Raw genomic sequence first — 12,891 nt, 5'->3', positions numbered from 1 at the left:
CGACATCACCGCTCCGGCACTCCAGCTAGTCTCATCCCTTCACAAAACCGCTCCTGCCCAGCAAGGTACGTCGGATTGTCGCTTGGCTTGGCGGCACGCAAGCGGCGGATGGTAAAGCCAAGGTTGAGCGCAAGTCCCGCCCGCGCAGCCGCTCGCGCCTCATCCAGCGCGCCGATCAGGCCCAAGGCGGCGGCTAACGCAAAATGGGCTGGAGGGAAGTTGTGGTTGGTCTCAATGCTTCGTCGTAGCCATACGACGGCTTCGGCATCCGCACCGAGATGCATCTTGGCTGCGCCCATAAAATGCATCCACCAGTGGGCACCCATATCGCGAGGGGATAGACGTAAAGCTTCGAGTACATGGCCCTCGGTCTCGGCTGCGCGACCCATAAGCGCTTTAGCCCAACCAATAGCGCCGTGAGCCCTGGCTGTATTTCGATCAAGCGCTAATGCGTGCTCGCACTCAGCAATCACTTGAACAGCGCGGTTTGTCAAAATGTAGATGCCACCCAAGGTCATATGCACATATGCATCGTCCGGGACTAACGAAAGCGCTTTGATCGCATTTGTTTCGGCTGCCGAAAGGGCCGCGGTCGGTTCGTCAGTTAGCAGGGAGAACGCCGCTATCAGATCGACGTTTGCCATGCCGAACAGCGCTACGAAACTTCGATGGTCGATCGCCAGGGCACGTTCGAAAAAGCCGCGCGCTTGCGTTACGTATTCAGGGGTCGCACCCTTTTGCAAGCAGGCAATGCCTTGAAAGTTCAGGTCCTTTGCATCGGGATGCGCTAAACGTTCTGCTCGTCGCGCCGCGGCTATGACGAGTTGGACGTGTAACGTGTAGGCAAGCCTTGATACGATTTCATCTTGCATATCGAAGAGGTCAGCGGTGAGCTTCTCGAAGCGCTCGGCCCAAAGATGCTTACCGTTCTCGGCATCGATCAGCTGCACGTTCATCCGAAGCCGATTGCCGTTCCGCTGCACCGAGCCTTCGAGCACGTAGCGGACGTTCAATTCTCGCCCGACTTGCCGTACGTCGATTTCCTTTCCCTTATATTTGAAGGCGCTGTTCCGGCCGATTACAAACAAGTTGCGGGAATGCGACAAGTCCGTGGTCAAACTTTCGGCCACACCATCCACGAAATTGTCGTGCTCCGGATCACCGCTGAGATTGACGAACGGCAGCACAACGATGGAAAGACGAGGCGGAGAAAACGGCCTTTGTGCCGTGCCGTTGTTCTCTGTCGCCGAACTAGCCGAAGCAGTTGCGGGCTTCAGCTCTTCCTGCACTGCGCCAACGAAGCGGAAGCCCTTGCGCGGCAATGTTTTGATTAGGCGCTGCTTGTCACCGTCATCGCCGATTGCGGCCCGAGCGGCATTCAGGCGGGTTGTCAACGCGGCATCTGAGACGATGCGTCCGTTCCAAACCGCGCTGATCACATCGTCTTTGCTGACGACACGCTCCCTGTGCCGGATCAAATAGGCGAGTAGATCGAAGACCTGCGGCGTAATGGAGACTAGGTTTGCCCCCGCGATGTAACTCGCGACGGTCGGTGTCGAATGCGTACTCCTCGAAGAAATAGCGCAACTGACGATCCCTTAGGCGGCCTTCGATCTTCGGGCTCCAGCGCCGCTCGAACGCAAATATTAAGCCGCCGGTAAGGAAAATGTAAGCCGGATGTCAAGCGCGCTGGCGCATCTTGCGGCAACTCCAGACTGGTGAAAAAGACCAGACAGGACACACCGCAATGAGCACGGTCCACGAGATCACCAAATTGCAGCACAGAGCAACTACCGACCGGCCGGTCTATAGTCCGCTCGAAGCATATTGGAAGGCATTTCAGGAGTGGCGCAAACGCCGGAGGCTGCAAAATGAATTGTGCCGCCTGACGGACAGCGAGCTTATGGACATCGGTATTACACGCAGCGAGATCGGCTACGTCACCTCTAACCACCCGATACCACGGGATCCCCTCCGTTGGATGTCTGATATCGGCGCCCTAAGATGACCGCCATTGGCCCCAAGCAGTGCTTGGGAAATGTCTGCAATTCCGCCGCTGTCAGGAGGCAAGCAAACACCCGGCGAAAGGGTCAAAAATAGCGCGAGTGACCCAAGGCGGACGGAAGACTCGGCCTTCAAAAATTGCCGACTGGTAGGTTAGCTTTCGAGGCGACTACTGCGCGCGAGCGGCCAATCCGTCAGCAGACTCGGAGCCTGCGATGCCCCTAGTGGACAAGATATCCTTCGAGACGGCTCTGGGCGAACGCGTCCAGGACATGCTTGACGCTTGCACGCGATGCGGCAAGTGCGTTGAGGTTTGTCCAGGCGTAGTGCCCGCCGGCATCTCGGATACCAAGTCCGAAGACGTCATCAGCGGTATCCTCGATCTCGTCCGCACCGGTAACGGTCCGGAGGCGTCTCGCAAATGGGCGGCCTCTTGCATGCTCAGCGGAGAATGTATCAAGGCGTGCGACTACGGCGTCAATCCACGCTTCCTGCTTGCTATGGCGCGCCTCGGCATCGCGAAGTCCGATAAAGAACTTGCTGAACGACGCCGGAAAGGCGTGGAGATATACCGCGAGGTCAGTCGCAGCGTGACGGTGCTGTCGCAGTTGCAGCTGGATGCGGAGGTCATGGATCGACTGGGTCAAAAGTCGGCGTCAGTGTCCACGTCCGTCGAGATGCCGGACTTCGTGTTTTACACCGGCTGCAATGTCCTGAAGACGCCGCACATTGCCTTGCTTGCTCTCGATATCATGGATGTGCTCGGCGTCAGTTACCGGGTCATGGGCGGCCCCAGCCATTGTTGCGGTATCTCGCAACTCAAGTCCGGCGACGCCGAGATGGCCGGTCGCATGGGCTCGAACACCATGGAGAAGCTGTCGCACTCCAGGTCGGGACAGGTGATCTCTTGGTGCCCGAGCTGCTACGTCCAGTACACGGAAACCATGCTGCCGACGGTGGAGCGACAGCGTGGCTCTCGCCCGTTCGCGATGAACCCGTTCATGCGGTTTCTCGGCGACCGGCTGGCGCAGCTAAAGCCGTACCTGCAGAGCAGGGTCGAGATGCGTGTCGCGCTGCACAAGCATCCTGGCGTAGTCGGCGTTGTGGAAGCCGCCACTGAAATCCTGAAGATGGTCCCCGGCGTTGAACTTGTCGAACTGAACCAGCCGGCGGTAGGTCTGCAGAGCGTGAATGTTGGCGTACTTCCAAAATTCAAGCGCGAATTGCAGCTCAGGGAACTTGAGGCTGCGCGTGACGCGGGTGTTGATGCGCTGGTTGCGGTTTATCATTCCGATCATCGCGAACTGTGCGCGCACGAGCGCGATTGGCCGTTCCGCATCATCAATATCCTTGAAGTGGTTGGTGAAAGCATGGGGCTGCATCGGCACGATCGCTACAAGGAGCTCAAGATCATGCAGGACGCCGACCGGATCGTCGCTGATTGTGGTGACCTGATCGCAAAGCACTCGCTTGATCCCGGCAATGCGCGTGACGTGGTGGTCAAGGTGCTACTTGGCGACCAGCCGCTTCCCCTGAAGGGCGGTGCGCTCCCGGAGCAGCGCGCGGGCGTCGTGGCGCCGTCGTAGCCAACCTAGCGTCGCCTGTTGGCCCTTCAGCCCTTCAGCGAAGTGGCGGCACGCCTCATTGAGGTCCGTTCAATGGGGGGTCAGTGGACGTGGCCCGGCAAACAACAGCTCTATTGGACTACTTAATTGGCACGGCCGCCGAGCCGCTCAGAAGGCAAACAGCGCGATTCCATTTTGACATCCCCCGGCGCTCCCCCACCGCAAGACTGTTGACCCAATCGCGGTAGAATCCAATCATATTCGGTGCTGGGCCCAACCTTGAGAGAGTTAAGCTCTGAGGGTGAAACAGAAGAACGCTCCAGGCGCCGCGGGTCCGCACGTGAGGACGCGCGACATCGCAATGCGGGTCGCTTACCTATTTCCTAAGGGAAATATTTTTCTCACCCATCGGAAGAGGGGGCGCGCTCCGTTTCTGCCCCCAAAGAGTTTGTGTTATTGGAAGGACCCACGAAAAATTTCTCTTGTCTATGGAGCGTTGTCCTTTTTCCTTCCGCCTTTCCAACAATCAAGAGAGATTGGTGAGTGTCGATTGCAGAAAGAAAGTCCGCCTAACTCATTGATCTCCATGGAAAGAGTTCGGATGATGGATCGTAACTGTCACATGGATCTTTAAAAGTTCCATAGCGTGTCACATCCCATAAGTTTTGGGCAAACATCTTGTGACGCTCGCCGCCGTCATTTGTCAGAGCCGGTATTAGGTAACCGAAATTGCTTTTTGCGATGAGGGTCGTAGGTCCAAGCGATGCCAGAAAGCCCGTGTTGAGGTTGTGACACGGATTCATGACCATTCGCGCGGACCCTCCGCTGGGTTCTGGTAACGGCTGGCGCAAATGCAGTTTCCAGGTCGCCTTTTAGCTGCGATATGCTTCTCTTCGCCGATCCCTTGACACCATTGATCCAGCACCAACCGTCATATGCTTCAGTCAACATCCGATCAGTAACGAAATCCTTCCGTTTGCGCGTGACATTCAGACATGTGGTGGCAAATTCGAAGGCGGGACTTTGATCTTTGCGAGCCTGTACCGCCGCGCGCTTCGAAGATGCGCCTCGTGTGAATTTGTTGCCGTTCGCTCGCAGTCGCGATAGGCCCTTGATTGCCAAGTTTGCGATGCCACTCAGCTGTCGAGCCAGTTTGGCGCCGAGTTGTTCGTCCTCGTTGCCAAGGAAACTCTTCTGAAAAGTTAGTATTACTTCGCGAGCAGCAAGGGCGCCGCTGTCGTCGAGAAACTTTGGATGGCGATTTGCTGCCATAACAATACGGGTCGCAAGCCGCACGTTCTCAATGTCTCCGTATTTCTTATTGATGCTAATCGTGTCCTTACCAGTGATACTCTTCAGTCTGTTCAATGCTATGTGATGGTTTTTTGAGTCTGCATCATGTGCATCCGGTATCGTCATTAGACGCTTGCCTTGTGAGCCCTGGAGACCGAATGAGCCGCAAAGCTCATCTATGGTCCGGGATAAGACGTGCACGGGACCACAAAGCAACTCCAGCACAGTCATCACTGTGGATTTTCCGCTTCTAGGTGGTCCAAGCATCACGAGCATCTTCTGAAGGCTCGTATCAGCCGTCAGGAGATAGCCCATGAACTCGTGCAGCGTGTCCTGATCGGACGGGTCGAGCCATTGATCCAAAGCTTTTGCCCAGAGAGGACAGCTCGCGTCGGGGCGGTAATCATAGCTCGGCGTTTCAGTCGCAAAATACCGTCCGTCGTGTGGTGTAAGAATGTTTCGTTTGACATCGTACCGCCCATTGCGAAACAGCATGAGATTTGCCGGACTTGGATCGCCTGGACGAGTGTCTAGCCACTCAAACGGAGCTATATTTGTTGAGCACCTTTGATGTATGGATTGAACCATCTTTTTGACGTGCTGAACGTCCAGGAAGGTGGCGAAGTCGGTGCTGGCGATTTCCGATTCCAGTTGTGCTTCAGGCAGCTCTCTCCACAAACCATCTTCATGAAGAGAATACAGTATGCCTTGGGATGCGATAATCCTCCGAGGATGCCTGTATTTGAGGAACAGCTCTGCGCATTTGGCACCATGCTTATGTTCGTAGGCGATTCGCCTAGGCCAAGGCTGCATCCATGATTTGCTTATTTCTGTGCCTTCAAGCCATTCATCTGGGCTAGGAACAAGCTTGTCGGGCGAAGCAGAGTAGAGGCGGGTATGGCGGTTCATCGTCTCGCCAATGGCAAGTTGATTAGTTCAAATGATAGGGGGGCAGCATTGACGTTAGACGTACCGGTTAACAAGATTGCCATCAAAACCATAAAGCAATCATTAGTAGAAAGTTGCCTTGAGCGTCGATACGGGCATCATATGGAAGAAGTTTCGCTCGACGTGCATTGTCATGGCCGTAATTCTCACGGCCATGATGATGTTAGCACCACTGAAATTCATGGGACATAGACGTTGCTTCGATGAACTCAACGGGCGCTGTTGTGCCACCTCAGGTAGGCGGCGAAGTCAAACGACGCATCGTCGAATAACGCTTCAATCATCGATGGTGGCATGAAGCCCTGTCGTTTGCAGACCCTGCGGAGCAGGACTAATGCATTGGGCTTTGGTGGCCGAAGCTTCGCTGCCTCCCAGATGGTTCTGAACTGCGCTATGTCAGCCGGCGTGATGTAACTCCAGCTCTGTACTGCGCTCAAAAGTAAGCTAAGCGCTTCCGGATTGCCCTCGGTTGCGTCGTGAAGTGCCTTGATGAACGACACTTTTTCTTTCCCCTGAAGGATGTCCGGAAGCACAAGCATGTTGAGCATTACTTCCGCTCTACTGGGATCGAGCAGAGTGCATTTGATGCTGCAAGCCTTAGGCGATCGAAATTGGGGCCAGGGCTTCGTGGTGGATCTCTTGGATTTAGTTGTCATGAGAGTTCCCATTCCAAATGATAAGAGTGATTGACGATTTCAGACAGCCGCGGATGTCTCGTTTGCGTGACGGGCGCTGGTTTCTGTGGGCAGATTGCGGATCCATTCGACGACGACTTGACGCTCATAGCGGACCCACTTGCCCTCGCCCGACCAAGGCGGTCCTTGGCCTCGCGCGCGCATTCCGCACAAATGTTGAGGGGTCACGCCCAGGATCTGGGCGCACTCGCTGCTTCGAATGAAAGGCGAATTGACCGCGTCGGCGCCGAGCTGATCGACAACGGCCTTCGCTATTGTGCGAGCAAGAGCCTCGACCTGTTCCTGCCCATCAAAGGCCGGAAGCGGGAGACTAGTTTTGAACTTCGACATGCGCAGTTCCTTCGGTGTTAACCGAATGGGATGCGCCTGCGTTGTCTAAATGATTGGGAACTGATGAAACAGCGACAGCGACGAGCGCTCCCATTCGAGATGGGTTGCATTCGTCGGATCGCTTGATGGCCTCTGCTATTCCGATGTTCTTCAGCGTACTAGGAGCTCAATGGCTCCGGTAGCTTTACGTCACGGTGCAATTGCTTCCGATATGTTGACCACTGGCCATTAGGATGTGGTCAGCTAACGGAGTAACTTCTTTCCCGGGATCCATCAATGGGAAAATCTGGGTATCGTTAATTTACCGGAAGGAGTTGGGCAGTTCGGCGTGAAACCCTTCGGTCAGCTCGTCGACGATCCGGATCGTTCGCTCCACCCGAAATCCGAAATGACCAGAGGGAAGTTCATCGCCGTTCCGAAGAGCCTTCAGCACCTCAGCTCGCAGCCTCTTGCTGTTCTTCGTCCAGGTCTGGCCGCGTGCAGCCATCCATTCCTCAGCTTGTTTCAGCGAGGTATGAGACGGATTTCCTTTAACTTCGAAAACAATGAAAACGTATCTCCCATCATCCGTAGCGAAGCAGATTTCCCGAAGAGGCGATGGGTTGGCGTCAAGAACCTTTGCAAATTCTTGCGCGGCTTCGCTTCGTGCCTGGAGCTGCGTGCGTCGATGACCAATCCCGGCCGCTAACCGCCGATCGAGTTCATCAATCGCGTCGAGAAGTTTAGAGCAGCTGCGGTTTTGTCGCGACTGCACGACGAGAAACGATTCGAGATTCAAGCGACCGTCTTTCACAACCGGAGTCTGCTTATGCGAAATTTGTGCCTTCGATGCATCCAGGGAGCTCATTGGGTAGTTACCATGTTCTTCGTTATGAAAGCAGAGATCTGCTCCTGAGCGTCACGCAAGGACGCAAACAGCGCAGGCACGTTTGCATAAGCGTCGGTGACATCGTCATCGATGGCATGATTCATCAGGATCTTCAGACGAAGGCGATCGACACCGGCAGCTGCTGCAAGCGTCCGAAATGAGTGCCGCAGCGCATGTCCTGTATGCGACAGCTTCTGCCGGCCCTCTTCCTTGACTTCAGCGACGTGACCTCCAGTCGCCGGGAAGATCCAGATCCTACTCTCCTCGGGGTAGTAGGTCTGGCCGACTACTTTGACCCGCTCCAAGCAGCCTAGCATTGCTGTCGATAGCGGCAGCTCGAACGCTCTCTCCTCGCCGCCTTTTGGGGATGGCAGGCGCAGCGAGGGACGGGCGGCGTCGAAGTTTGCCCAGCGGGCGGTTAAAACGTCGGTGCGACGCAAACCAGAGAGGAGCATAAACAGATGAAGCTCGCGGCGAATGGGATTGGCCAGCGCCTCAAGCTGTTCCCACCACGCCGGCAGCTCGGCAACACCCATACCGGTGCTACGGGCCTTCTCCTTGTGGAACAGCTTTCCTGACCGGAATGGATTGCGCTCCGGAAGGCCCGGCGTCTCGAGTTCGTCCTTGACGTAGTTCCAGACGGCGCGGGCAAAGCGGAGGGTGCCGTTGGCGGCGTACTTGCCGCTTGCGTACTTCTGGCCGGCGCGGGCTTTTCGGGCCCGCTCGGTGATCGCGGCATGCTCCTGGACGACATCCTCGCGCTTGATGCTGGCAAGCGGCTTGTCGTGCCAGTCTTTCAGGTGGCGGTCGAACTTGTCCTGGTAATCGGCAATGGTGCGGATGCTCCGGTCTTGCTTCTCGAGAGCAGCCTTATAGGCGTCCCAGGCGGCCTTGAAGGTGAGGGCTGGGGTAGCGTCCGGGACGGTGGCAAAACCGCGTGGGATCGGCTCGCCGCGGGCGCGGAGCGCCACGATTTCGAGGGCCTTGGCCCGCGCCTCGTCGGCGCTGGCGTGCGGGTGTTCGCCGAGCCATTCCACCTTGGTGGAGCCACGCTGGCCGTCAACCCTGGGGGTTTCGTACTGAAAGCGGTAGGTCTTGGTGGACTTGCCGACCCAGAGATGAAAGCCGGCAATTTTGCTGTCGCGGATGATTTGCGGCTTGGCCGGGGCGAATGGCAGGCCCTTGACGGCCTTGTCAGTCAAAAGAATGCGGGTGGCTTGGGTGGACGGCATGGATCCTCCTGCACGGTTTTGCACGTAGAAAGAGGCCAAGTGCCGCGCATTTTAGTCTGGAGGTCTACGCCGGTTTTGACTAAGCGAGGTTAATTTACGCAGTCAAATCTTACGCTTAGCTCCCGCCCGCCGGTTCTTGCTTAATGACCCTTAACCAGGATTTGGCGCATGGCCAAAACTACGAATCTGGGGGTCAGAGGTTCGAATCCTTTCGGGCGCGCCACTTGCAATTCTACGCCGCAGCACGCTGGCGCATCCAGAGGCGCGCCCGACGCTCCCTGCGATGTTACAGCTCTATTCGATGCTCTTGTCGGAGGCGGATGGGACGTGGCGTTGAAGGTCCATTCTGTCGTGGAGGATGCGCACGATTTCGATCGTGCTGTTCGGCGCGGTCCGGTACATTAGGAAATAATTTCCGCGACGGCCGCGCCGCGCAACGTGGAGCGTGCGACGGCCTGCCATGATCTCGTCCCGGGCCCTGGAGCCCACAACATCGGGACCGTCGGCAAGCTCGCCAATCGCCTGAACAAGGGTGTCCCGATAGACGCGAGATTGTCGCGCGCCAAAATTCTCGATGGTCCATTTGAGGATGTTGGCAAAGTCGACTTCCGCGGCAGCGCCGAGACGAACGCGCCATCTCCGCTCCGCCATGACGGCTCTATTTGGCGGTTCGGGAGATGATCTTCTCCGAGAGGTCATTCAAACAGGTTTGCAGCTCTTCGATGTCTGCGAATGCTTTGAAGTCTCCTCGATCCAATGCCCCCGACACCGGCGCGAGCCGCTGTCCGCAGGGCCTTCAGCTTGCTTGCATCCTCCGCCTCGCGTTGCTCCACGAGCCGCAATCCATCGCGCGACACTTCGCTGGCATTCTGGTAGCGGCCAGACTTGACGCGTGCCTCAAGGAGCTCTTCCTGACGCTCCGTCAGCACGACATTTCTGGTGGGCATTGCATCCTCGATGGTTATTCGAAAGCGAGGTTCCCATTTATGGCATATGGTCATTTGATTGCCTCAACCGAATGTTGGCGCGTACCCTCGGCAACCGCCGCTGCGTTGCGTTCATGCACACTCCAAAAACCAATTGCGAAATAAAATCAGTCGATCTAGCTTTACAACCGCTTGCACAACGCAAGCAGAACCGCGCAGATGTGCCGCGTGAGAAGGAAGTGGTATGGCTAAGCTCGTGTTCGGAATGAATCAGTCCCTGGACGGCTACGTCGACCATATGGCGTTTGCGCCGAGCCCCACGCTCTTCCGCCACTTCATCGAGGAGACCCAGAGGCAGGCGGGCAGTATCTACGGCCGTCAGATGTATGAGATCATGCGTTACTGGGATGACGATCATCCTGAATGGGGTGCGGAGGAACACGCCTTCGCGGCGGCGTGGCGGAACCAGCCGAAATGGATCGTCTCGCGCTCGTTGAGGTCGGTCGGCCCCAACGCCAGGCTTGTTGAGGATGATCTTGAGGGCGCGATCCGCGCGCTGAAGGCCGAGCGCGACGGGGAGATCGAAGTTGCTGGCCCGGACTTGGCGCAAAGCCTCACCGAACTTGGCCTGATCGATGAGTATCGAATCTACCTGCACCCCGTCGTGCTTGGTCGTGGCAAGCCCTATTTCGCCGGACCCCGGCCGCCGCTCCGTCTTATGACTCACGATCGGATTGGCGAGGATGTGATCAGGTTGACCTACGTTCCTGCCTAATCTCGCAACTCGCTGGATGGAAGTCACCGCTGATGTCGCCAGATTTCGTCCTTGTCGCAGGACCGCTGGTCCGCGCATCAAGCTGGGAGCCAACGGCCAAGCATCTGCGCGAAGCCGGATACCGTGTCCAGGTACCTGACATCTTGGCCCATCACGCCTCGCCGCCGGCCTGGCGCGCATGGACTCGAAGTCTTCTCGACCACATCGCGCCCACCAGTCGAATGGTTGTTGTGGGGCATAGTTCGGCAAGCGTGTTGGCTGCTGATCTCGCGATCAAACTACCCGCGTCTGCCGTCATCATCGTGGATGGCGAAGTTCCTCCATCGCAAGGCGAGGCGTCACCCGTCAGGCCCGCGCTTCGCGATCACATCGGAAGCCTTGTCCAAGCCGACGGAAGTCTTCCGGTCTGGTCGAAATGGTTCTCCGGCGATCCGCAGCGCGCTTCTCTCGTCGGCCTTGACATTCTGGCCCGCGATCCTGTGGCTTTCGCGCAGTTCGAAAATGGATTGCCGAAAATGCACGTCGATTGGTTCGACGACACGATCGAACTCGTAAGCTGGGATCACGTCCCGGCCGGTCTCATCCAGACCTCGATCATTTATGATCATGCAGCCGTGGAAGCGCGACGACGCGGCTGGCCGCTGACGAGGCTGCAAGGCACGCATCTCCATCCGACGCTTCGTCCGGCAGAGATGGCGGACGCGATTCTTTCTATGTCGCGTCGGCTCGGGGCGATCTGATCGCTGCAGGATCGGCGCATTTGACCGCAGGCAAAGGACATCTAGGCTGGAGCACCAGGCCTGCCTATTTCGACAGAAGCGGCTGGGGCGCGATACGGTTGAAACTGAAAGGACTCGCAATGGCAAAGAACACGATCTGCCTCTGGTATGATAAGGACGCCGAGCCCGCTGCCCGCTTCTATGCCGAGATATTCCCCGATAGCGCAGTGCATGCCGTCCACCGTGCGCCCAGTGATTATCCAGCCGGCAAGGCGGGCGATGTGCTGACGGTCGAATTCACCGTCGCCGGCGTTCCCTGTCTCGGTCTCAACGGCGGTCCCGCATTTAAACACAACGAAGCCTTTTCGTTCCAGATTGCCACCGACGATCAGGAGGAGACCGACCGTTACTGGAACGCCATCGTCGGCAATGGCGGGCAGGAAAGCGCGTGCGGCTGGTGCAAAGACAAATGGGGGGTCTCCTGGCAAATCACGCCGCGCGTGCTGACGGAGGCGCTGGCCGCCGGCGGTGCTGAAGCAAAGCGCGCATTTGAAGCGATGATGACGATGACGAAGATCGACGTCGCTGCGATCGAGAAGGCCCGGCGCGGCTGACACTGCTGCTTCAGAAATGATGGATGCCCAGCGCCGAGAATGCGCCGTCATGCGGCTCATGGCCGTCCATCGTCGGTTGGCCGAGAAAGCCGAGCTGCAGCGGCATCGGATGTAGCAGCGCCGTCGGGATCGCACCCGCGGTGTCGAGCAGCGCGATGCCGTGCGAGGTGGCGTCCACCGGGCTGGGCGCCGGACCGAGAAGGTCCGCCACCACTGGTTCAAGCACGCCCGTCGACGGTGCGTCATGGCTGGCGCCGGTGATCGTGCCGAGCAGGCCGTCAGTCAGATGGCTCACGCTATCAGATACGGTCGAGGCCAGTTGCGTCACCGTGGCGCTCAGGCTCGCGACTGTGCTCGACACCGTCGCTAGCGTTGTGTCCACGATGCCGGTGACGGTGTCCGTGATCGTGTGAACGGCTGCTCCGAGGTCGAGCGATGTCGAGGCAACGCTGCCAGTGGGCGTGCCGTTCGCACCTGCCGATGTCGAATGGTCTATCGACGCGCTGAAACTCGACGGCGTAGGTGACGGTGTAAGAGCCCCCGTGACGACCACGCCGGCTGATGACGCATTATCGATAGCGACGCTTGCATCCGGCGGCGGGACCACAGCCGTGGCGTCGGCATGGATGGCGGGCGAGAGATCGGCTGTCGGAGCGTCCATCGTGCCGGCATGCTGATCCTCGTGGGCAAGCCCGCCATCGGCGGGGGGCGGCGCAATCGCGGTCTCGGCCGGGTGAACCTGCGGGGCGGCCGGCTCCGCCGCGCGCGCATCGCTTTCGTGCTCGAGGCGATGCAGTACGGCGTCGGAATCGTTGAGCTGGCCGAGCAGCATGGTGGCAAACGCCACCGACTCGGTTGCCGCGAGATGACGGCTGCGTTCGGCGGCGTCGGAGCGGCGGGCGTTCTTGTCGGATTCGGCCAT

Annotated in this window: 14 protein-coding genes and 1 pseudogene; 6 read left to right on the top strand and 9 right to left on the bottom strand. The window is 57.9% G+C overall.

Features of this window, described 5'->3' with window-relative positions; translation table 11 throughout:
* Positions 1-5 precede the first annotated feature (5 nt).
* Positions 6-1,587 (bottom strand): annotated as a pseudogene (locus J6524_RS11425) (winged helix-turn-helix domain-containing tetratricopeptide repeat protein).
* A 160-nt stretch (positions 1,588-1,747) separates the two neighbouring features.
* Between J6524_RS11425 and J6524_RS11420 the strand changes: the two are divergent.
* Positions 1,748-2,008, top strand: coding sequence for a DUF1127 domain-containing protein (locus J6524_RS11420; RefSeq protein ID WP_225670517.1), 261 nt, complete (start codon positions 1,748-1,750; stop codon positions 2,006-2,008).
* A gap of 211 nt (positions 2,009-2,219) precedes the next feature.
* Positions 2,220-3,590: a heterodisulfide reductase-related iron-sulfur binding cluster gene (locus J6524_RS11415; protein WP_225670515.1), complete on the top strand. Its 1,371-nt coding sequence runs from the start codon at positions 2,220-2,222 to the stop codon at positions 3,588-3,590.
* A gap of 675 nt (positions 3,591-4,265) precedes the next feature.
* Here J6524_RS11415 and J6524_RS11410 read toward each other — a convergent pair.
* Positions 4,266-5,771 carry a phage/plasmid primase, P4 family gene (locus tag J6524_RS11410; RefSeq protein WP_225670514.1) on the bottom strand — a complete coding sequence of 502 codons (1,506 nt, stop codon included), beginning with the start codon at positions 5,769-5,771 and terminating at the stop codon, positions 4,266-4,268.
* Between J6524_RS11410 and J6524_RS11405 the strand changes: the two genes are divergently transcribed.
* Positions 5,760-6,002, top strand: a complete 243-nt coding sequence (locus J6524_RS11405) for a hypothetical protein (protein WP_225670513.1) — start codon at positions 5,760-5,762, stop codon at positions 6,000-6,002. The two genes, J6524_RS11410 and J6524_RS11405, sit on opposite strands and share 12 nt — an antisense overlap.
* 17 nt (positions 6,003-6,019) lie before the next feature.
* Here the strand turns inward: J6524_RS11405 and J6524_RS11400 are convergent, their stop codons facing one another.
* The 6 genes from J6524_RS11400 to J6524_RS11375 all read right to left on the bottom strand — a co-directional run bounded on the left by J6524_RS11400 (position 6,020) and on the right by J6524_RS11375 (position 9,882).
* Entirely contained in the window at positions 6,020-6,358 is a 339-nt protein-coding gene (locus tag J6524_RS11400; RefSeq protein WP_225670512.1) for a hypothetical protein, read from the bottom strand.
* Positions 6,359-6,505: 147 nt separating this feature from the next.
* A complete protein-coding gene (locus J6524_RS11395; protein WP_225670511.1) occupies positions 6,506-6,835 on the bottom strand; it encodes a helix-turn-helix domain-containing protein in 330 nt (109 codons plus the stop codon).
* 301 nt (positions 6,836-7,136) lie between these two features.
* Positions 7,137-7,682: a hypothetical protein gene (locus J6524_RS11390; protein ID WP_225670510.1), complete on the bottom strand. Its 546-nt coding sequence runs from the start codon at positions 7,680-7,682 to the stop codon at positions 7,137-7,139.
* Positions 7,679-8,935 (bottom strand): tyrosine-type recombinase/integrase, encoded by a 1,257-nt coding sequence (locus tag J6524_RS11385; protein ID WP_225670509.1) that lies wholly within the window; start codon positions 8,933-8,935, stop codon positions 7,679-7,681. Before J6524_RS11385 ends, J6524_RS11390 begins: the two co-directional genes overlap by 4 nt.
* A 294-nt stretch (positions 8,936-9,229) precedes the next feature.
* Complete coding sequence (locus tag J6524_RS11380; protein ID WP_225670508.1) at positions 9,230-9,586, bottom strand: type II toxin-antitoxin system RelE/ParE family toxin; 357 nt, start codon at positions 9,584-9,586, stop codon at positions 9,230-9,232.
* A 44-nt stretch (positions 9,587-9,630) separates the two neighbouring features.
* A complete protein-coding gene (locus J6524_RS11375; protein WP_376712009.1) occupies positions 9,631-9,882 on the bottom strand; it encodes a type II toxin-antitoxin system ParD family antitoxin in 252 nt (83 codons plus the stop codon).
* A gap of 223 nt (positions 9,883-10,105) precedes the next feature.
* Between J6524_RS11375 and J6524_RS11370 the strand changes: the two genes are divergently transcribed.
* From J6524_RS11370 to J6524_RS11360, 3 genes are all read left to right on the top strand, one after another.
* A complete protein-coding gene (locus tag J6524_RS11370) occupies positions 10,106-10,636 on the top strand; it encodes a dihydrofolate reductase family protein (RefSeq protein ID WP_225670507.1) in 531 nt (176 codons plus the stop codon).
* A gap of 32 nt (positions 10,637-10,668) precedes the next feature.
* A complete protein-coding gene (locus J6524_RS11365) occupies positions 10,669-11,376 on the top strand; it encodes an alpha/beta hydrolase (RefSeq protein ID WP_225670505.1) in 708 nt (235 codons plus the stop codon).
* Between the two features lie 119 nt (positions 11,377-11,495).
* Positions 11,496-11,969 (top strand): VOC family protein, encoded by a 474-nt coding sequence (locus J6524_RS11360; protein ID WP_225670503.1) that lies wholly within the window; start codon positions 11,496-11,498, stop codon positions 11,967-11,969.
* Positions 11,970-11,979: 10 nt separating this feature from the next.
* Here the strand turns inward: J6524_RS11360 and J6524_RS11355 are convergent, their stop codons facing one another.
* Positions 11,980-12,891: a hypothetical protein gene (locus tag J6524_RS11355; RefSeq protein WP_225670501.1), complete on the bottom strand. Its 912-nt coding sequence runs from the start codon at positions 12,889-12,891 to the stop codon at positions 11,980-11,982.

Source organism: Bradyrhizobium hereditatis, assembly GCF_020329435.1.
In the GTDB taxonomy this organism is placed as follows: domain Bacteria; phylum Pseudomonadota; class Alphaproteobacteria; order Rhizobiales; family Xanthobacteraceae; genus Bradyrhizobium; species Bradyrhizobium hereditatis.
Note: the sequence above shows the minus strand (reverse complement) of the source record. Positions and strands in the feature narration are given on the sequence as shown.

What these genes read in the sequence shown, in the direction of transcription:
- J6524_RS11420 (WP_225670517.1), top strand. Translation starts at nt 1,748, where the DNA reads ATGAGCACGGTCCACGAGATCACCAAATTGCAGCACAGAGCAACTACC.
- J6524_RS11415 (WP_225670515.1), top strand. Translation starts at nt 2,220, where the DNA reads ATGCCCCTAGTGGACAAGATATCCTTCGAGACGGCTCTGGGCGAACGC.
- J6524_RS11405 (WP_225670513.1), top strand. Translation starts at nt 5,760, where the DNA reads ATGGCGGTTCATCGTCTCGCCAATGGCAAGTTGATTAGTTCAAATGAT.
- J6524_RS11410 (WP_225670514.1), bottom strand. Translation starts at nt 5,771, where the DNA reads ATGAACCGCCATACCCGCCTCTACTCTGCTTCGCCCGACAAGCTTGTT.
- J6524_RS11400 (WP_225670512.1), bottom strand. Translation starts at nt 6,358, where the DNA reads ATGCTCAACATGCTTGTGCTTCCGGACATCCTTCAGGGGAAAGAAAAA.
- J6524_RS11395 (WP_225670511.1), bottom strand. Translation starts at nt 6,835, where the DNA reads ATGTCGAAGTTCAAAACTAGTCTCCCGCTTCCGGCCTTTGATGGGCAG.
- J6524_RS11390 (WP_225670510.1), bottom strand. Translation starts at nt 7,682, where the DNA reads ATGAGCTCCCTGGATGCATCGAAGGCACAAATTTCGCATAAGCAGACT.
- J6524_RS11385 (WP_225670509.1), bottom strand. Translation starts at nt 8,935, where the DNA reads ATGCCGTCCACCCAAGCCACCCGCATTCTTTTGACTGACAAGGCCGTC.
- J6524_RS11380 (WP_225670508.1), bottom strand. Translation starts at nt 9,586, where the DNA reads ATGGCGGAGCGGAGATGGCGCGTTCGTCTCGGCGCTGCCGCGGAAGTC.
- J6524_RS11375 (WP_376712009.1), bottom strand. Translation starts at nt 9,882, where the DNA reads ATGCCCACCAGAAATGTCGTGCTGACGGAGCGTCAGGAAGAGCTCCTT.
- J6524_RS11370 (WP_225670507.1), top strand. Translation starts at nt 10,106, where the DNA reads ATGGCTAAGCTCGTGTTCGGAATGAATCAGTCCCTGGACGGCTACGTC.
- J6524_RS11365 (WP_225670505.1), top strand. Translation starts at nt 10,669, where the DNA reads ATGTCGCCAGATTTCGTCCTTGTCGCAGGACCGCTGGTCCGCGCATCA.
- J6524_RS11360 (WP_225670503.1), top strand. Translation starts at nt 11,496, where the DNA reads ATGGCAAAGAACACGATCTGCCTCTGGTATGATAAGGACGCCGAGCCC.
- J6524_RS11355 (WP_225670501.1), bottom strand. Translation starts at nt 12,891, where the DNA reads ATGGCCGAATCCGACAAGAACGCCCGCCGCTCCGACGCCGCCGAACGC.